Source organism: Pandoraea vervacti (assembly GCF_000934605.2).
GTDB lineage: Bacteria > Pseudomonadota > Gammaproteobacteria > Burkholderiales > Burkholderiaceae > Pandoraea > Pandoraea vervacti.
In genome coordinates this window covers 2,420,945-2,440,797 of record NZ_CP010897.2, presented here as the reverse complement: position 1 = coordinate 2,440,797, position 19,853 = coordinate 2,420,945, and the positions used below count along the sequence as shown (strand labels likewise).

Genomic DNA, 19,853 nt, shown 5'->3' with positions numbered 1-19,853 from the left:
AATCCTCGTCGGACAAGGCCAAAACGGTTCATTGATGCGATAATGCGTCACTATTTACGTAATTTGCCCGACTCCGCAATGGCCATTACCCTCAAGAATGCCCACGACATCGAAATGATGCGCGTCGCTTGCCGCCTGGCGAGTGAAGTGCTTGATTTCATTACGCCGCACGTGCGTGCAGGCGTGACCACCGGGGAACTCGACCGTCTTTGCCACGAGTTCATGGTCAAAGAGCAAGGCACGGTGCCCGCGCCGCTGAATTACCAGCCCCCCGGTTACCCCCCCTACCCCAAGGCGACGTGCATCTCCGTGAACGACGTGATTTGCCACGGCATTCCCGGCGACAAAACGCTCAAGAACGGCGACGCGCTCAACATCGATATCACGGTGATCAAGGACGGCTATTTCGGTGACACGAGCCGCATGTTCATCGTGGGTGACGGTACGATTCTCGCGAAGCGCCTGGCACAGGTCACGTACGAATGCATGTGGCTCGGGATCAATCAGGTTCGCCCGGGCGCGCACCTGGGCGACATCGGTCACGCGATCCAGACGCACGCCGAAGCCCAGGGATATAGCGTGGTACGAGAATATTGCGGCCATGGTATCGGCCAGGTATTCCACGAAGACCCCCAGATCCTGCATTACGGGCGTCAGGGAACGGGCATTGAGTTACAGGCCGGCATGATCTTCACCATCGAGCCGATGATCAACGCCGGCAAGCGAGAAATTCGCACGATGCCGGACCAATGGACCGTCAAAACGCGTGATCGCAGCCTCTCGGCCCAATGGGAGCACACGGTGCTGGTGACGGAAACCGGCCATGAGGTGCTCACGCATTCCGCGCTGACGCCACCGCCGCCGCCCGGTTCGTCCTATGTCACGTCGTTCGCCGCGGCCGCCTGACGATGTTCTCTGGCGGTCCGTCGACGATACGGGCGGCCACGTGAGCCTGTCAGGTTCTTGTCGTCGTTTTCAGAGCGCTTTTCCAACGTTTCTGCCGTTTCTAACGTTTTTCTAACGCATTTTTTTCGTAGCCGGACTTCTTCACGATCAGTCCCCACCGGCCCCGACGGCGCCTTAGAAGCTCTAACAAAATGATTTCCTGAGATGGCGCCAGCAGATGATGCAACCAGCCATTTTCAGGAAGGCTTCGTGAATGATTGCGAGGCGCTCGAAGCGGACTCGCAATCGCTTGAAGTTGTGCAGCCACGCGATGGTTCGCTCGACAACCCAACGCGTCTTGCCAAGACCGCTGCCGTGAGGCTCGCCGCGGCGAGCAATCTCGGTGGCGATGCCGACGGCGTGCAGGGGCTTGCGGTACTTGTCGTGGTCGTAGCCGCGATCACCCTGAACGATGTGCGGTTTAGACAAGGGGCGACCGCGCTTGCCTCGAATCGGAGGAATCGCCTCGATCAGTGGCAGCAGTTGGGTAATGTCGTTGCGGTTGGCGCCCGTGAGTATCAGCGACAGTGGAATGCCTTGGGCGTCGGTCAGGACGTGGTGCTTTGAACCTGGTCGCGCGCGATCTGTGGGGTTAGGTCCTGTTTTTGACCCGACCCCACTGCCCGGATAGAAGAGGAATCGACGACTACACGAGACCAGTCGATGCGATCGGCCGCACGGAGCTTGGCCAGAAGTACCTCGTGCAGACGATCCCAGACGCCAGCCTTCTGCCAGGCATGTAGCCGTCGCCAGCAACTCATGCCTGAGCCGCAGCCCATTTCCTGCGGCAGCATTTCCCAAGGGATGCCGGATTGCAGAACGAACAGGATGCCCGTGAGCACGGCACGATCGTCCAGCGGCTTGCGCCCGGGATAGCGGGCGCGCCGAGGCTTCGGTGGCGGCAGCAGTGGCTGGATGATTGCCCACAGTTCGTCGTCGAGTATTGGTTTGGCCATGTCCTTTGCGCAGCGATGACTGCGCAAAGGTTAACAAAAATCACTTTGAGTTAACAGCCCCCGTAAACTCATTTTGTTAGAGATTCTTAGGGGCTTTAGGTAGCTTAGGCAAGTTCAGCCAGCTTTTTCCAGCTTTACGTCATCCGATTACCCGCCGAGCTCACAGAGTTCGGCACTTTACCTGCAGGCGCCCGGCCGTACCGGCCTGACTCGTCCAACCCTATCCTGGAAACCGCCATGCACGCACGTGCACACGCCCCGTCTCCGCTTCGTCAGGTCCTCAAGGACCGCAAAGCCGAACTCGTCGAGCGCTTTACCGCGCATGGCAAGATCGACGCTCTTCTGCATGGCCTGTGTCACGCCGTCGACCAGTCCATGAAAGACGCGTGGGCCGAGTGCCGGATGCCGGACGACTTTGCGTTGGTGGCAGTGGGCGGATACGGTCGCGGCGAGTTGTATCCCTATTCGGACGTCGACATCCTGCTGTTGCATCAAAACGCCGACGGCGACGCGCTGACGTCGCACGTCGAGCCGTTCATCGGATTCCTGTGGGATATCGGCCTTGAAATCGGTTCGTCGGTGCGAACCGTCGACGAGTGCATTTCGGAAGCGCACGCGGACATCACGGTGCAAACCAGTCTGCTCGAAGCGCGCCTGCTCACGGGTAACGAGGCGCTATTCCAAGCGTTCCAGCAACGCTTTTCCGCGGATCTGGACCCGCTCGCCTTTTTCCGCAGCAAGCAGCTTGAGATTCGCCAGCGCCACGCGAAGTACCAGGACACCCCATACAGTCTCGAGCCGAATTGCAAGGAAAGTCCGGGCGGATTGCGCGATTTGCAGGTCATTCTGTGGATGACGAAAGCCGCGGGCCTTGGCAACAGTTGGGCCGAATTGTCCGCACGTGATTTGCTGACCGACCGGGAACTCAAGGAGTTGCGCCGCAACGAGCAATTCCTGAAGGGCTTGCGCGCGCGACTGCATTTGCTGGCGCGACGTCGTCAGGATGTGCTCGTTTTCGACCTTCAGACGGCACTTGCGCAAAGCCTCGGATTCAACGCCACGACGACCAAGCGCGCGAGCGAACAGCTCATGCGACGTTACTACTGGGCAGCGAAAGCGGTCTCGCAGTTGAACACGGTGTTGTTGCTGAACGTCGAAGCGCGATTGTTCCCACAGACCAGTGGCGTGACGCGCGTCATCAACGAGCGATTTGTCGAAAAGCAGGGAATGATCGAGATCGTGGACGACGAGCTTTACGAGCGTCACCCGAATGCGATCCTCGAAACGTTTCTGCTTTACGAGCAGGTCGTCGGCGTGAAAGGCCTGTCTGCGCGTACACTTCGGGCGCTGTATAACGCCCGGGAGTTGATGAATGCGCAGTGGCGTTCGGACCCTCAGAACCGTCGCACATTCCTCGACATTCTTCAGCAACCCCAGGGCATTACCCATGCGCTGCGGCTGATGAATCAGACGAGCGTACTGGGGCGATATCTGATCAACTTCCGACGCGTGGTTGGCCAGATGCAGCACGATCTCTACCACGTCTACACCGTCGACCAGCACATCCTGATGGTCGTGCGCAACATCCGTCGCTTTGCCGTGGCGGAACATACGCACGAATACCCGTTTTGCAGTCAGTTGATCGCCAACTTCGACCGGCCATGGGTCCTGACGATCGCCGCCCTTTTCCATGACATTGCGAAAGGACGTGGCGGCGATCACTCGACGCTCGGCATGGTGGACGCGCGCACGTTCTGCGTGCGTCACGGCATCGCCAGGGAAGATACGGAACTGATCGTCTGGCTGGTGGGCGAGCATCTGACGATGAGTACTGTCGCCCAGAAGCAGGACACCACGGACCCGGAGGTCATCCGCCGCTTTGCGGACAAGGTGGAGACCGAGCGACGTCTGACGGCACTGTATCTCCTGACCGTGGCGGACATCCGCGGCACCAGCCCCAAAGTGTGGAACGCATGGAAAGGCAAGTTGCTGGAGGATCTTTACCGCGTCACGCTGCAAGTGCTCGGCGGCGCCAGCCCGGATCCCCATTCGCAACTGAAAACCCGCAAAGAGGAAGCGCTCGGACTATTGCGGCTGTACACCGTCCCCGAGCGCGCTCAGGAGGCACTCTGGAACACGCTGGACGTGGCGTATTTCCTGCGCAACGACCCGGCGGACGTTGCCTGGCAGACGCGTCATCTATGGCGCCATGTCGATAGCGCGTCACCGATCGTCAAGGCGCGTCCGTCGCCGATCGGTGAAGGTCTGCAAGTTCTCGTCTATGTCCGCGATCAGGTCGATTTGTTCGCGCGCATTTGCGGGTACTTCGAGCGCAAGGGACTGTCGATTCTCGACGCCAAGGTGCATACCACCAGCCAGGGCTTCGCGCTCGACAGCTTTTTGTTGACCGACCCCGGACTGGACACGAGTTATCGCGACATCATCAATCTGGTCGAAAGCGAACTGGTGTCGCTGCTCACACGTGCGGAACCCTTGGCGGAGCCGAGCAAAGGCCGCCTGCCACGGCGCTCGCGCAGCTTCCCCGTGACGCCTCGCGTCGATCTGCGCCCGGACGAGCGCGGCCAGTACTACCTGCTATCGGTGTCGGCTAACGACCGCACCGGTTTGCTTTACGCGGTCGCACGCGTGCTTGCGCGTCACGGCGTTAGCGTGCGAACCGCCCGCATCAATACCCTCGGCGAACGTGTCGAAGATACGTTCCTGCTTGACGGCAGCCGCTTGCAGGACAACCGCCTGCAAATTGCCGTCGAGACCGAATTACTCGAAGCATTGGAACCATGAGCGATACCCCCCGCGCCAAACTGAGCGCCAAACACCCCCGCACCCTCGACAAGACTCGCGCGCCCGTGCGCTCGGCTGGCGCGTTGCGTCGGCCGACCAAGGCGGTGCCCGCGTCGATGCTCGACGCCAGCGGCGCGAAGAAGAAGCCCTCAGGCAAGCCGGCGCGTCCACGTCCGGCAGATGATGCCGCGACGCCGGGCGGTCCCCGGCGCCCTTCCGGCAGCGGTGCCGCGCCGCGCAAGCCGGTGGGCGGCGGCGCCCCTTACGAGAAGCGGTCGGTGGGAGAGCGCCCGCCCGCGCGCGGTCAGCGCGAACGTGTTGCCGGTGCTCGCCCTGCCCGCTTCGATGAGGACCGTCCGCGTCGCAATACCGAGGGCGGTGCGCGTGGCGATTTCGCACGTCCGGCAAAGCGTGACTTCGATGACCGCGCACCGCGCCGCTTTGACGAAGACCGTCCCCGTCGCAATACCGAGGGCGGTGCGCGTGGCGATTTCGCGCGTCCGGTCAAGCGTGACTTCGATAACCGCGCACCGCGTCGCTTTGACGAAGACCGTCCCCGTCGCAATACCGAGGGCGGTGCGCGTGGCGATTTCGCACGTCCGGTCAAGCGTGACTTCGATAACCGCGCACCGCGCCGCTTTGACGAAGATCGTCCCCGTCGCAATACCGAGGGCGGTGCGCGTGGCGATTTCGCACGTCCGGTCAAGCGTGACTTCGATAACCGCGCACCGCGTCGCTTTGACGAAGTTCGTCCCCGTCGCAATACCGAGGGCGGTGCACGTGGCGATTTCGCGCGTCCGGTCAAGCGTGACTTCGATAACCGCGCACCGCGTCGCTTTGACGAAGATCGTCCCCGTCGCAATACCGAGGGCGGTGCGCGCGGCGACTTCGCACGTCCGGAAAAGCGTGATTTCGATGCGCGTGCACCGCGCCGTTTCGAGGAAGATCGCCCGCGTCGTAACACGCAGAACCCGTCAGGCGGCCGATTTGATCGCAATGACCGTGACAATCAGGCAAAACACGCCACGCGCGCGGTTCGCGCACCGCGTGTGGCGCGCGACGATGATGACGACATCAAGATTCATCACGACGCCGCCGGCTCGCTGCGCCTGTCCAAGCGCATGTCGGAACTTGGCCTCTGCTCGCGTCGCGAGGCGGACGAATGGATCGCCAAGGGGTGGGTCCGCGTTGACGGCAAGGTCGTGAAGGAACTCGGCACAAAGATTCTGCCGACGCAGGAAATCACCGTCGTGCAGGCCGCGCAAAAGGAACAGGCCAATCGGGTCACCATTTTGCTGCACAAGCCCGTCGGCTATGTCTCCGGGCAAGCGGAAGACGGTTACGACCCCGCCGTCGTGCTCGTTACCAGCGAGCATCATTGGGCAGAAGACGATGCGGGCGTGCGTTTTTCCCCGTCGCATCTGCGCAGCCTCGCCCCCGCGGGACGCCTTGATATCGATTCGACCGGCCTGCTCGTGCTGACACAGGACGGTCGCATTGCCAAACAGCTGATTGGTGAAGACTCGGATATCGAGAAGGAGTACCTCGTACGTGTCTCGTACAACGAGCACACGCAGAACGTACAAGCCCACTTCCCGGAGGACCGTCTGGCATTGCTTCGCCACGGTCTCGAACTTGACGATCAACCGCTCAAGCCCGCCCAGGTCGAGTGGCAGAACCCGGAACAACTGCGCTTTGTACTCAAGGAAGGCAAGAAACGCCAGATTCGCCGCATGTGCGAACTCGTCGGTCTGCATGTGACCGGCCTCAAGCGCGTGCGCATGGGCCGCATTACGCTTGGCAATCTTCCCGTGGGCGAATGGCGCTATCTGCGCGCAGGTGAAGGCTTCTGACGGGGCCCGGCATCGGCATGCACAGTACAGTCGAACTTCGACGATGCAAAGAGAAAGCCCGCCATTCAGGCGGGCTTTTTTTCACCAGGGGACCAGACACCGTATCACGGTCAGCCGGCTTTCAGCGCGATCAATCGTCACTGTTCGGGTCAAGCCCCGGGAACAGGATCTCGGTAAATCCGAACCTGCTGAAATCGGTAATGCGCATCGGATACAACTTGCCGATCAGGTGGTCGCACTCGTGCTGCACCACGCGCGCATGGAACCCCTCCGCCACGCGATCGATCGCGTGCCCGTGCTGATCGAAACCTTCATAACGCAGCATGGAATAGCGATTGACCATACCGCGCAATCCCGGCACGGAAAGACATCCCTCCCAGCCCTCCTCCATGTCCTGCGTCAGCGGCGTAATCGTTGGATTGATGAGCACGGTCTCAGGCACTTCCGGCGCGTCCGGATAGCGCTCGTTGTGCTCGAACCCGAAGATCACCACTTGCAGATCGACACCGATCTGCGGCGCGGCAAGTCCGGCGCCGTTGGCGTGCTTCATGGTCTCGAACATGTCGGCGATAAGCTCGTCGAGCTCAGGCGTATTGAATTGTTCGACGGGTTTGGCGATGCGCAGCAAGCGCGGATCGCCCATCTTCAGAATGTCGCGAATCATGGGTTGGGTCCTCACATCAAAGCGCGGCCAACATCGCGCGCATAGCATCCTCGTCGAGCACCGGCACACCCAGTGCCTCTGCCTTCGCCAACTTGCTGCCCGCCTCCGCCCCCGCCACGACATAGTCGGTTTTTGCAGAAACGGAGCCGGCAACCTTCGCTCCCTGCGCTTCGAGCATGGCCTTCGCCTCGTCGCGAGACAGCGTCGGCAACGTGCCGGTCAGCACGAACGTCTTGCCCGCCAGGGGCAGCGGCGCCGCAGCGGCAGGTTCGGATTCCGGCCATGTCACACCAGCGGCACGCAGTTGCTCGATCACTTCGACATTATGATCTTCGCAGAAGAAATTGTTGATCGACTCGGCCACAATGGGTCCGACGTCCGGAACGGCAAGCAGTTCCGTCAGATCGGAGTCGCGTTTGCACACCCCGATCAGGTTGTCGAGCTTGCCGAAGTGCCGCGCCAGATCCTTCGCCGTCGCCTCGCCGACATGACGGATGCCCAGTGCGAAGATAAAGCGTGCGAGCGTCGTGTGACGCGCCTTGTCCAGCGCGGCGACGAGATTGGTCGCCGACTTGTCCGCCATCCGGTCGAGTGCCGCCAGCTTCGCTACGCCCAGCTTGAACAGATCTGCGGGCGTTCGAATAATCTGCTGATCGACGAGTTGTTCGACCAATTTGTCGCCCAGCCCCTCGATATCGAGCGCACGACGTTGCGCGAAGTGCAGTAGCGCCTGCTTGCGCTGCGCAGCGCAAATCAATCCGCCCGTGCAACGGGCGATCGCCTCGTCCGGCAATTTTTCAATGGCGGACCCGCACACCGGACACGCCGTGGGCATGACGAATGCCCGTGCATCGGCCGGACGACGATCCGGCACCGACCCGACGACCTCGGGAATCACGTCACCCGCACGACGCACGATGACGGTATCGCCGATCATCACGTCCTTGCGACGAATCTCGTCCTCGTTATGCAACGTGGCATTCGTGACCGTCGCGCCGCCGACGAACACCGGCGCCAGACGGGCCACCGGGGTAATAGCGCCCGTGCGTCCGACCTGCACCTCGATATCGAGCAGCGTGGTCAACGCCTCCTGCGCCGGGAATTTGTGCGCCAGTGCGAAGCGCGGCGCTCGCGACACGAATCCGAGCCGATCCTGCTCGTCGCGACGATTGACCTTGTAGACCACACCGTCGATGTCATAGGGCAGCGATACCCGTGCCTCGCCGACTTCGCGATAGAACTTCAGCAGTCCCGCAGCGCCCTTCACGACTTCGCGTCGGTCGTTCACCGGAATGCCGAGCGTGACATACCAGTCGAGCAACGCCGAGTGCGTCTCGGGCATCGGCACGCCAACGAGTTCCCCTACGCCGTAGGCGAAGAAGGACAGCGGACGCCTGGCCGTGATCTTCGAGTCGAGCTGCCGCAAGCTGCCTGCCGCCGCATTGCGCGGATTGACGAACACCTTTTCGCCGGCCGCTTCCTGCGCTTGGTTCAGCTTGTCGAAGTCGGCGCGGAACATCAACACTTCCCCACGCACTTCCAGTACGTCGGGCGGATTGTCCGACTTCAGCTTCAGGGGAATCTTCTTGATGGTCCGAATGTTAGCTGTGACATCTTCTCCCGTCGTACCGTCGCCTCGTGTCGCGGCCTGCACCAGCACCCCCTGCTCGTAGCGCAAGGCAATCGCCAGGCCGTCGAACTTCAGCTCGGCGGCGTATTCGACTGGCGCGTCCTGCGGGCCGAACAGATCGTCGGACGGTGCGCCGGCGCGTGTCGCATCGCGCAGCCCGTCGGACACGCGGCGATCGAACGCCTCGACATCCTCGTCTTCGAAGCCATTGTTGAGCGAGAGCATCGGCACGCGGTGAACCACCGGCGCGAAACCTTCGACAGGTTTGCCGCCCACGCGCTGCGTCGGTGAGTCGGGACGCTGCAATTCGGGAAAATCATTTTCCAGCGCGGCGAGTTCGCCAAACAGACGGTCGTATTCGGCGTCGGGAATCAGCGGCGCGTCGTCTTCGTAATAGGCACGGTTGTGACGCGCCAACTCGATGCGCAGTTCGGCCGCGCGTTGTGCAGCGGCCGTAGCGTCGGCAGCCGTATGGGCGTTCGTGCCCTGACCCGGTACGGAAGTTTGGGACATGCGTGCAAGACTCGGGATACGAGAAGTCAGAACATTATGCCTTCGACGTGCGCATCTGCGCGCTGCCGATAGGCGTAATCAATCGGAACGAAAACGCCGCTCACCCGACGGTGAACGGCGTGCATCGAACGCAGCCGGCCGGGTATGGCCCGGCGTCGCGCACTGCCTTGAATTATTGGCTGAACAGGCGACGCGTGACCGGCGAACCGGCCGGCAGGCCCCGTGCCTCAAGGCGTTCGTAGAGCTTGAGCAACTGCTTGTCGACGTTTTGCAGCGCAGCATCGGAGAGCGGGCGACGTTGATCGTCCACCACACGACCACCGATTCGCTGTCCGATCGAACGCGCGTAGTCGCACATCAGACGGAAAGGCAACAGGTCTTCGTCGGCGACCGGCACATCGAGCAGCATGGTAATGAGGTCGCCGCCCTTGTACGTCAGGTCGTCGCGCAGGAAGTTGGTGTCGCCGAACTGCAGCATGAACACCGGGTTCTGACGCGCGTCGAGCTTGACGAAACGCATGCCGTCGCGCGAGAGCAGCAAACCGTCTTGCGTGGCGACCGCCTGAACGTAGTTGGCCGACCACGGCGCACCGTCCGACAGCACATTGACCGACAACTGGGCATCGCACTGTGCCGCAAAGCCATCGAGCTCGCGACCCCGGGCAACCGTCTCCATCATGTCGGGCAACTCCGGCAACGCATCGACGGCGTCCGCCAGCGCTTGCACGAGATTCGAAAACTCCGAGAACTCGACTTCGTTGAGCGCACCGGCACGATTGGCCAGCTGCACGGCCATGCGCAGTTGCTGATAGCGTCCGCCGGTGCGGATCGGCTCCCAGGGCGCGTGCTCATCCAGGCGCCCCTCCACGTTCACGGGCTTGCTGCCCGCGCGCCGCATGCGCACGGTCAGCGGCATCAGCCGCTCCGCTGCCACCATATTGGTCAACGGCATTTCGACGATACAGTCGATACGCTCATCGATAACCGGCGGGGGACCGCTGGGCACCGCGGGTCGAGCCGCAGCCGCCGACGTGGCGGCGACCGACTCGACAGGTGCGGCCGCAACGACCGACGTCGATGAAGTCGCCGTGGGGGCTGACGTACCGTCGACCTTCGACGCGGCACCTTCCGGATCAGCCGCGCCTGCGGCCGCTGCGGCCGCACCTGCCGTGGCAGCATCCACCGTGTCGTCGGCGGCCAGTTCGGCATCCACACGCGCAACGGCGCTTGCCGTTGCGGCGTCCTGCAAATCACGTGCGTGGCTCACCTGGTTGTCGCTCGCTTGTTCGCGAGACACCGTGGCGACTTCAACCGCATCGGCATCGGCACTTTCGGCTGCCGCACGCGCGGCGGCTTCCTCGGCTGCCCGCTTGCGCGCCGCCGGCGGTGCATCCCACGCATCTTCGTTGATCGCAAAGGCGTCCTGTACCGACGTTGCCGACGTGCCGGCCGATGCCGCTCCCAGCGTCGGCTCACGGCGTTCTCCCGCTTGTGCAGGGACGCGCGGCGGCGAAAGCGTGGGTTCGATGAACGGGCGGTCGTCATCGGCGTCGGGCGTGCCGGCGCTCGCGTCGATACCGGCACCATCGACCGGCATGCGGCGCGGTATGCGCGCGCGTGCCTTGCTGCCTTGCCAGGCGTTATAAGCCACTACTCCCAGCAGTACTACTACCCCTGCGGCAATCAAGCTCAGCTGCAGTTCATTCATGCGCGGCGTTCCTCTCTCTTCTCCATCGTGGGCGCGGGGTCAGGCGATCTCGGCCAGATTGATCGCAGACTCCATGTCCACCGCCACGATCCGCGACACCCCTTGTTCCTGCATGGTGACGCCGATGAGTTGATTGGCCATTTCCATCGCGATTTTGTTATGCGAAATAAATACGAATTGGGTACGGTCCGACATGCGCGCCACCATCTTGGCGTAACGCTCGGTGTTCGCGTCGTCGAGCGGCGCGTCCACCTCATCGAGCAAGCAGAACGGCGCGGGGTTGAGCTGGAACATGCCGAACACCAGCGCGATGGCCGTGAGCGCCTTCTCTCCACCAGACAGCAAATGAATGGTGGAGTTCTTCTTGCCTGGCGGTTGCGCCATGACTTGCACACCGGCATCGAGGATTTCGTCGCCGGTCATGATGAGCTTCGCCTGCCCGCCGCCGAACAGCATCGGGAACAACTCGCCGAAATGCTTGTTCACTTCGTCAAACGTGCCCTGGAGCAGTACGCGCGTTTCTTCGTCGATCTTGCGGATGGCGCCTTCGAGCGTTTCGATCGCGTCGTTCAGATCGGCCGATTGCGCATCGAGGAAGACCTTGCGCTCGCGCGCCGTCTCCAACTCTTCCAGCGCCGCCATATTGACCGGGCCAAGGGCGTTGATCGCGTTGTTGATGCGGGTGACTTCCCCTTGCAGGTACGACGGCTTCATATCCGGCGTGAGCTTCGCGGAAAGCGCCGCTTCGTCGACCTCGGCCGCCGTGAGTTGCTCGACGAACTGCTCACGGTTCAAGCGTGCCGCCTGCTCCTTCAACTGCAATTCGGTGATGCGATCGCGAAGCGGCTGCAAGCCACGCTCTGCGGCCAGACGCTCCTCGTCGCTCTGGCGCAGCTTCTGCGTCAAGGCATCGAGCTCGATACGCGCAGCGCCCAGGATCTCTTCCTTTTCGGCGCGCAATTCGAGCGCATCCTGCAAACCGTTTTCGGCCGTCTGTTCCGTGATCTGCGCCAGTTCGGCCTGCGCCTGCTCGATGGAGACGACCAGACGTTCTGCCTGTTCGAGCGCGGTCTGAATGTTGCGGCGATGCTCGTCGATCCGGTTCGCGATGCCCTTCTGGCCAAATGCCGCTTCCTGCGCCAGACGTTCGAGCTCACGTGCCCGGTTGCGCGCATCGGACAACTGGCTATCGAGCGATTCGAATTCCAGTTGACCGTCCTCGAACGTCGCCTGCAGTTCGGCCAGACGCGCATCGCTTTGCTCGAAGTTGGCCTCCGACTCGGCGCGCATCGCCAGTTGCTCTTCGATTTGCGCAGCGATTTCACGCAGTTCTTCGTCAATCTGCGTGCTACGTGCGTTATAGCGCTCGTAGGCTTGCGTGAGCTTGAGCACGTCCATTTGCAACGCATGCACGCGTTGCGTGGCGCGCTCGGCACGGCCGCGCACTTCCGTTAGCGACTGCGCGGCCTGACTGTATGCCGCTTCGGCACGAACCGCGGCCGACTTGGCCTCGTCCGAGAGCAATGCCTGCGCACGAAGTTGCTTGCCCAGATTCTCGATTTCCTGCTGACGGGCCAGCAAACCGGCTTGCTCGGAGTCGGCAGCGTACAGTTGGACGCCAACGCGCGTGACCTGATGGCCTGCCTTGACCACGATCGACGCGCCTTCAGGCAACTGCGCGCGCGCGACCATCGCTTGCGCCAGATCGTCGGCAACGAAGGTCTGCCCAAGCCACTCCTGCAGCACGGCACGCAGGCCCGGATCGTCGATGCGCAGCAACGACAACAACGGACGCAGCGAGGCCGGCACTTCCTGCGCACGGGCGGCCGGCGGCGGCGAGTAGAACGCCAGTTTGGCCGGGGGCGCATCGCTCGCAAACGCCTTGACCCAATCGAGATTGCTGATTTCGAGTGCCGCAAGACGCTCGCGCAGCACCGATTCGAGCGCCGGCTCCCAGCCCGGCTCGATATGCAACTTCTTCCACAGACGCGGCAATTGCGCCAGCTCGTGCTTGTCGAGCCACGGCTGGACCTTGCCTTCCGTCTGAACACTTTCCTGGAGTTGCTTGAGCGCCGTCAGACGCGCTTCGAGCTGTGCGATGGTCGCCGCTTCGGATTGCACGCGCGCCTGCGCCTCGGCTCGCTCGGCTTCGAGCCGGGGCAAGCGTTCCTGGGCGTCGGCCAGCTCCGCCTGCGCGTCTTCCAGCATCGCCTGATGTTCTGCGAGCTCGGCGCGCTGCATCTCGAGTTCCGCCTCGTCGGGCTTGTCGAGCCCGCGCGCCTCACCCTGCAGGCGCTCCTGACGCTGCTGCAGCTGCTGCAAGGCCTGATCGGCATTACGTTGATGCGCGGCTTCGAGTTTCAGACTCTGCTCAACCTGCGCGATTTCGCTGCGTTGTTCGTTGAGCAGGTTCTGCGCGTCGCGCCAACCGGATTCAAGCGCGGGCAGCGCCTCGTTTTGCTCGGCCGCCTGATCCTGCGCGGTCGCGGCACGCTCTTGCGCGATGATGAGTTCTTCTTCCGCGAGCGCCAGCGCCTCTTCCGACTGCGCCGAGCGAGCCTGCCACTGCTCGCGCTGCGAGGTCAGCGCCGCCAGTTGAGCCTGTACGCGATTGCGTGACTCGACGACGTAGCGAATCTCCGCTTCGAGACGGCTGACTTCCGAGTTTGCCTCGTACATCGCGCTTTGGGCGGCCTGCACGGCGTCGGTCGCCGTGTAGTGCGCAGCGCGCAGCGTTTCGAGATCGGATTCGGAACCCCGCAGACGGGCCATCTGCGCTTCCAGATCGACCTGAGCCGATTCGATCGCGCGTTGCTGGCGCTCCTGTTCGTTCTGCGCCTCGTTCTTGCGAAGCAGCCAGAGCAGTTGCTGCTTTTCTTCGCCGTCGCGCTGCAAGTCCTTGAATCGATTGGCTACGACGGCCTGCGACTCCAGCTTTTCGAGGTTCGTGCCAAGCTCGCGCAGAATGTCCTCGACACGCGTCAGATTTTCACGCGTGTCCTGAAGCCGGTTCTCGGTCTCGCGACGGCGCTCCTTGTATTTGGAGACACCGGCGGCTTCCTCGAGAAACACGCGCAACTCTTCCGGCTTCGCCTCGATGATGCGCGAAATCATGCCCTGCCCAATGATGGCGTAGGCACGCGGCCCGAGGCCGGTACCCAGGAAGATGTCCTGAATATCGCGGCGGCGGGCCGGCAGGTTATTGATGTAGTAACTGGAGGTGCCATCGCGCGTCAACACGCGCTTGACGGCGATTTCGGCGTACTGGCTCCACTGCCCGGCGGCACGCCCGGCGCTGTTGTCGAAGACAAGTTCGACGCTCGCGCGGCTTGCCTGCTTGCGGGCGGTCGATCCGTTGAAGATCACGTCCTGCATCGATTCGCCGCGCAGCTCCGAGGCGCGCGACTCGCCGAGCACCCAGCGCACGGCATCGATGATGTTGGATTTGCCGCACCCGTTCGGGCCGACGATCCCGACCAACTGGCCGGGAACCGCGAAGTTCGTCGGGTCGACGAAAGATTTGAAGCCAGCGAGTTTGATGGAAGTCAGACGCACGGCAGGTTCGCTCTATCGGTCATTGAATGATGGGAAAGACGCAGACGCGCTAGCTGGTCCTGTCGGGCCCGGGCACGCTGGCGTGCGCAGGCCGCTTTTCTTGCCAATTTCGTGTTGCCTACTGCGATGCAACGACGGTACGCATCATACCATCGCATCCCCCGCCGTCGCGGATTTACAACGCCCCGAACCGGGCAAAATTCCGGACAGCACGCCAGCGGCGACGATGCACAGCCCGCCTGCGATTTCACGCGCCCCCATGCCTTCACTGGCCAGCCACCACGACGAGATCGCGGCAATGACGATCTCGAACAGCATGATGAGCGCGGCCTGATTGGCCGGCACCCGGGCCAGACCGAATTGCACGATCACATTGGTCAGTGCAATGGTGCAGCCCAGCGCAAGCGCCACGGCCGCCGTAGCTGCACTCGACGTCAGCGCCGAAACAGCCGTCTGCCCGGTCACGACACCGCCGTCGAGCGGCAGCACCAGAAACCCACCGACCACGCAGCCAAGATACAGCGTCCAGCTGCGCATTTCGGCACGAACGTCCGGCAACGCCTGACTGACGCGCCGCAACAGCACGTTATTCATCGCGAACGCGGCGCCGGCGATAGCCCCGGCCCACTCCCCGGGATTGTTCGGCACCGGCCACCCCAATCCGGGCGACCAGAGCATCAGCCCGGCGCCGCCGAGCGCCAGCGCGATCAGGCCCATGCCCCGCAGCCCCACGCGCTCGCCCAGCAGCCAGTGCGCAAACAGCGCGGTCCACACCGGCGTCAGATAAAAAAGGAGCAGCACGCGCATGACGTGGCCGTGCGTGGTACCCCACACGAACGCCACATTGGTCGTGCCGCCGGCAAACGCAACGCCGACGAGCAGCCAGGACCAACGCAGCGTGCCGAGCGAGCGGCGATATACGAGCGTCAGCAGCAAGAGCGCCACACTGGCCGTGCAGATCTGCGCCGGTACCGCCGCCACGCCCCACTGGGCGAGCATTCGATAGGGAAACCAGGCGAGCCCCCAGACGGAAGACCCAATGAGAATGGCCAGGGCGGGCGCGGCCCGTGCGCCAAGGGAAGTGCCGGCGCCGGACGCTGTCGTCCGGGGGCCGTGCGCGCCGTTTCCGGCTACGGTCATACTGTTGACTCCTGAAAAACCTGAGATACTCCGCAGACTTGCCCTATTGGCGCCTCGGAATGTGCTGAATTACGCGGCGGGCGCGTTTTGTGGGCGCCGTAACGGTATAATTTTCGCTTTGCCGATCTTGCCATTCTTGAACGCGTCCGGGAACCCCTTCGCGTGATGAAACGAATAAGCGCGGGCCTATGTCCGGCTTGCGATTCGTCGAGTATGGTCAAGGACAGGCACGGTGTCGCCCAGCGCGCCGGCGCGTCCCAGATTTCGCCCAGCCGCCCGGCGCGGCCTCGGACGGTCCCGATTTTGTTTGCCGATGTCCCGATTTTCCTTTTGAACGGCGTCGCGAACCCTAGCCCTGAGTCTGTTTGAATCCAAGTGAACCCATTACTCGACAAGCTCCAGCCCTACCCGTTTGAACGTCTGAAGTCGCTCGTGGCCGACGTCACGCCCGCGAACGGTTTCAAGGCCATCAGTTTCGGTATCGGTGAGCCCAAACACCCGACGCCGCAATTCATCAAGGAAGCCCTGATCGAAGGGCTGGGCGGTCTCTCGAACTACCCCGCGACCGCCGGCGGTGAACCGCTGCGCGCGGCCATCGCCCATTGGCTGGAGCGTCGCTACGCGCTACCCAACGTGAATCCGGCCACCGAGGTGCTGCCGGTCACGGGGTCACGCGAAGCCCTGTTCTCGTTTGCGCAGGCGGTCGTCGACGGCAGCAAGCCGGGCGCGCGTGTGCTCTGCCCGAACCCGTTCTACCAGATCTACGAAGGCGCCACGCTGCTCGCCGGGGCCACCCCCTATTACGCGGACAGCGACCCGGCGCGCAACTTCGCACCGGATTACGACGCCGTACCGGCCGAGGTCTGGCGCGACGTCCAGCTCGTCTACCTCTGCTCGCCCGGCAACCCGACCGGCGCCGTGCTGGGGCTCGCGGACTGGAAGCGCCTGTTCGAACTCTCGGACCAATACGGCTTCGTCATCGCCTCGGACGAGTGCTACTCCGAAATCTACTTCGACGAAGAGCACCCGCCGCTCGGCGGACTGGCTGCGGCACACCAGTTGGGCCGGGGCTTCGAGCGTCTGGTCGTATTCTCGAGCCTGTCCAAGCGGTCGAACGTGCCGGGCATGCGCTCGGGGTTCGTCGCCGGCGACGCCGCCATCCTCAAGAAATTCCTGCTGTATCGCACGTACCATGGCTGCGCCATGAGCCCGGCGGTCCAGGCAGCAAGCATTGCCGCCTGGAACGACGAGGCTCACGTGCGCCTGAACCGCAGCAAATACCTCAAGAAATTCCAGACGGTCACGCCGATGCTCGCCGAAGTGCTGGACGTGCGTCTGCCTGATGCCGGCTTCTATCTGTGGGCCAGGGTCGACGCCCGAACCGGCCTGTCGGACACGGAATTCACGCGCCAGTTGCTGGCGCAATACAATGTGGCCGTACTGCCCGGATCGTATCTGGGACGAGCGGCACACGGCGCCAACCCGGCCGAGAACTATGTGCGCATCGCTCTCGTCGCCGATGTGGACGAATGCACCGAAGGCGCGCAGCGCATCGTGCAGTTCTGCCAATCCCTTTAATTCCAACTGCAACTGATTCTCGCCATGTCGCAACAACTGCAAACCACCATCGATCAAGCCTGGGAAAACCGCGCCGAGATCTCCGCCAAGTCCGCCCCCGCCGAAGTGCGCGAGGCTGTCGCCCACGTCATCGCCGAACTGGACAAGGGCGCGCTGCGCGTCGCCCAGAAGCAGGACGGCCAGTGGATCGTGAACCAGTGGATCAAGAAGGCCGTGCTGCTGTCGTTCCGTCTGGAAGACAACGCCGTGATGCCTGCCGGCGGCTTCAGCCAGTTCTACGACAAGGTGCCGAGCAAGTTCGCCAACTACACCGCCGAAGACTTCGCACGCGGCGGCTTCCGCGTGGTGCCGCCGGCCGTTGCCCGTCGCGGCTCGTTCATCGGCAAGAACGTCGTGCTGATGCCGTCGTACACCAATATCGGCGCTTACGTCGACGAAGGCACCATGGTCGACACGTGGGCCACCGTCGGCTCGTGCGCCCAGATCGGCAAGAACGTCCACCTCTCGGGCGGCGTGGGCATCGGCGGCGTGCTCGAACCGCTCCAGGCCAACCCGGTCATCATCGAAGACAACTGCTTCATCGGCGCGCGCTCGGAAGTCGTGGAAGGCGTGATCGTCGAAGAAAATTCGGTCATCTCGATGGGCGTGTATCTGGGGCAGTCGACCAAGATTTACGATCGTGAGACCGGCGAAGTGCATTACGGTCGTGTGCCGGCAGGCTCGGTCGTCGTGCCGGGCAACCTGCCCTCGAAGGACGGCAAGTACAGCCTTTACTGCGCCGTGATCGTGAAGAAGGTCGACGCGCAAACGCGCGCCAAGACGGCCATCAACGATCTGCTGCGCGGCGAATAAGCCGGCGCAGGCATGCGAGGCAAGCGCCGCAGTCTGTCAGGCGGCGTGTTTGCCTCGCATTTTGTTTTCGTTTTGGCTTTGGCTTTGGCTTTAGTCTTAGTTTTGGCAATGGCGACTTCAGGAGTTCAGGCGATGAGGGCTGTGCTGTACGGCATTCCCAACTGCGATACCGTGAAGAAGGCGCGCACGTGGCTCGATGAGCACGGCGTCGCGTACGACTTTCACGACTTCAAGAAGGCGGGCGTGAACGACGCGCTGATTGGCACGTGGCTCGCTCAGGTGCCGCTCGCCACGCTGCTCAACCGCAAGGGCACGACGTGGCGCAAGCTCACCCCCGAACAACAAGCTGCCGCCGCCGACGAATCGGTGGCGCGCACCCTGATGATCGAAAACCCGTCGCTGATCAAGCGCCCCGTGCTGGTGGCCGACGGCAAGGTTTCCGTGGGCTTCACGCCCGACAGTTACGCTTCACGATTCTGATTTCATGACTTCCTCCCAAGGCGCCACGCTGGCGCTTACCGAGCAACTGATCGCCCGTCACTCGGTGACGCCCGAAGATCGCGACTGCCAGGCGATTCTGGCGCGCCGGCTCACGGCGATCGGCTTTGCGTGCGAGACCATCGCCTCGAACGGCGTGACCAACCTGTGGGCGGTCAAGCGCGGCACGCGCGGCACCGACGGCAAACTGCTCGTCTTTGCAGGCCACACCGACGTGGTGCCGACCGGCCCGGTCGAGCAATGGCATTCCGACCCGTTTGCCCCGACGCATCGCGACGGCATGCTCTACGGGCGCGGCGCCGCCGACATGAAGACATCGCTCGCCGCATTCGTCGTCGCCTCGGAGGAATTCGTTGCCCAACGTCCCGATCACGCGGGCGCCATCGGCTTCCTGCTGACCAGCGACGAAGAAGGGCCCGCGACTGACGGTACCGTGAAGGTCGTTGAAGCGTTGCAGGCACGCGGCGAGCGTCTGGATTACTGCGTGGTCGGTGAGCCGACGTCCAGCCAGCGTCTGGGCGATATGGTCAAGAACGGCCGGCGCGGCTCGATGTCCGGCAAGCTGGTCATCAAGGGCGTGCAGGGCCACATCGCCTACCCGCATCTCGCAAAGAACCCGACCCACCTGTTCGCCCCGGCGCTCGCCGAACTGACGCAGACCGTCTGGGACAACGGTAACGAGTACTTCCCGCCGACCACCTGGCAGATTTCGAACATTCACGCCGGCACGGGTGCGACCAACGTCATTCCGGGCGAGTTAACTGTGATGTTCAACTTCCGTTTCTCGACGGCCAGCACCTCCGAAGGGCTCCAGCAACGCGTGCATGCGTTGCTCGACCGTCACGGTCTGACCTACACACTCGACTGGTCGATCAGCGGCCAGCCGTTCCTCACGCCGCGTGGCGAGCTGTCGGAGGCCCTGTCGAGCGCCATCCGCGAGGAAACCGGGCTGGAAACGGAACTGTCGACCACGGGCGGCACCTCGGACGGTCGATTCATCGCGCGCATTTGCCCGCAGGTCATCGAATTCGGCCCCTGTAACGCGAGCATCCACAAGATCGACGAGCATATTGCCGTGGCCGACATCGAGCCGCTCAAAAATGTCTATCGCGGCGTGCTGACGCGTCTGGTGGCTTGAGGCGTGAGACGCGAATCCAAC

The 19,853-nt window shown here is 63.0% G+C and carries 13 protein-coding genes; 7 read left to right on the top strand and 6 right to left on the bottom strand.

What is annotated here, in order from left to right:
- Positions 1-78: 78 nt before the first annotated feature.
- Positions 79-906: a type I methionyl aminopeptidase gene (gene map, locus UC34_RS11020; protein ID WP_044455584.1), complete on the top strand. Its 828-nt coding sequence runs from the start codon at positions 79-81 to the stop codon at positions 904-906.
- Positions 907-1,089: 183 nt separating this feature from the next.
- On the opposite strand, the gene UC34_RS11015 is transcribed toward map, so the two are convergent.
- A protein-coding gene (locus tag UC34_RS11015; RefSeq protein WP_157122994.1) for an IS5 family transposase occupies positions 1,090-1,901 on the bottom strand; the annotation gives its coding sequence in 2 pieces (ribosomal slippage) (positions 1,090-1,553 and positions 1,553-1,901; 813 coding nt in all).
- A gap of 237 nt (positions 1,902-2,138) precedes the next feature.
- Here UC34_RS11015 and UC34_RS11010 point away from each other — a divergent pair.
- Positions 2,139-4,703: a [protein-PII] uridylyltransferase gene (locus UC34_RS11010; protein WP_044455583.1), complete on the top strand. Its 2,565-nt coding sequence runs from the start codon at positions 2,139-2,141 to the stop codon at positions 4,701-4,703.
- On the top strand, positions 4,700-6,556 hold the full coding sequence (locus UC34_RS11005) for a pseudouridine synthase (protein WP_044455582.1): 1,857 nt from the start codon (positions 4,700-4,702) through the stop codon (positions 6,554-6,556). The genes UC34_RS11010 and UC34_RS11005 overlap by 4 nt, the downstream gene beginning before the upstream one ends.
- Positions 6,557-6,686: 130 nt before the next feature.
- Here the strand turns inward: UC34_RS11005 and def are convergent, their stop codons facing one another.
- From def to UC34_RS10980, 5 genes are all read right to left on the bottom strand, one after another.
- Positions 6,687-7,220, bottom strand: coding sequence for a peptide deformylase (def, locus tag UC34_RS11000; RefSeq protein ID WP_044455581.1), 534 nt, complete (start codon positions 7,218-7,220; stop codon positions 6,687-6,689).
- A gap of 16 nt (positions 7,221-7,236) precedes the next feature.
- Complete coding sequence (ligA, locus tag UC34_RS10995) at positions 7,237-9,363, bottom strand: NAD-dependent DNA ligase LigA (protein WP_044455580.1); 2,127 nt, start codon at positions 9,361-9,363, stop codon at positions 7,237-7,239.
- A 172-nt stretch (positions 9,364-9,535) separates the two neighbouring features.
- Complete coding sequence (locus tag UC34_RS25170; RefSeq protein ID WP_044455579.1) at positions 9,536-11,071, bottom strand: cell division protein ZipA C-terminal FtsZ-binding domain-containing protein; 1,536 nt, start codon at positions 11,069-11,071, stop codon at positions 9,536-9,538.
- A 39-nt stretch (positions 11,072-11,110) separates the two neighbouring features.
- Entirely contained in the window at positions 11,111-14,626 is a 3,516-nt protein-coding gene (smc, locus tag UC34_RS10985) for a chromosome segregation protein SMC (protein ID WP_044455578.1), read from the bottom strand.
- 144 nt (positions 14,627-14,770) lie between these two features.
- Positions 14,771-15,766 (bottom strand): DMT family transporter, encoded by a 996-nt coding sequence (locus tag UC34_RS10980; RefSeq protein WP_052810984.1) that lies wholly within the window; start codon positions 15,764-15,766, stop codon positions 14,771-14,773.
- A gap of 375 nt (positions 15,767-16,141) precedes the next feature.
- Between UC34_RS10980 and dapC the strand changes: the two genes are divergently transcribed.
- The 4 genes from dapC to dapE all read left to right on the top strand — a co-directional run bounded on the left by dapC (position 16,142) and on the right by dapE (position 19,832).
- Positions 16,142-17,344 carry a succinyldiaminopimelate transaminase gene (gene dapC / locus UC34_RS10975; protein WP_044455577.1) on the top strand — a complete coding sequence of 401 codons (1,203 nt, stop codon included), beginning with the start codon at positions 16,142-16,144 and terminating at the stop codon, positions 17,342-17,344.
- Between the two features lie 24 nt (positions 17,345-17,368).
- The gene (dapD, locus tag UC34_RS10970) at positions 17,369-18,196 is read left to right on the top strand and encodes a 2,3,4,5-tetrahydropyridine-2,6-dicarboxylate N-succinyltransferase (RefSeq protein WP_044455575.1); all 828 of its coding nucleotides are present in this window, start codon (positions 17,369-17,371) and stop codon (positions 18,194-18,196) included.
- A 132-nt stretch (positions 18,197-18,328) separates the two neighbouring features.
- A complete protein-coding gene (locus UC34_RS10965) occupies positions 18,329-18,676 on the top strand; it encodes an ArsC family reductase (RefSeq protein WP_044455574.1) in 348 nt (115 codons plus the stop codon).
- Between the two features lie 4 nt (positions 18,677-18,680).
- The gene (gene dapE, locus UC34_RS10960) at positions 18,681-19,832 is read left to right on the top strand and encodes a succinyl-diaminopimelate desuccinylase (protein ID WP_044455573.1); all 1,152 of its coding nucleotides are present in this window, start codon (positions 18,681-18,683) and stop codon (positions 19,830-19,832) included.
- The last annotated feature ends 21 nt before the right edge of the window (positions 19,833-19,853 follow it).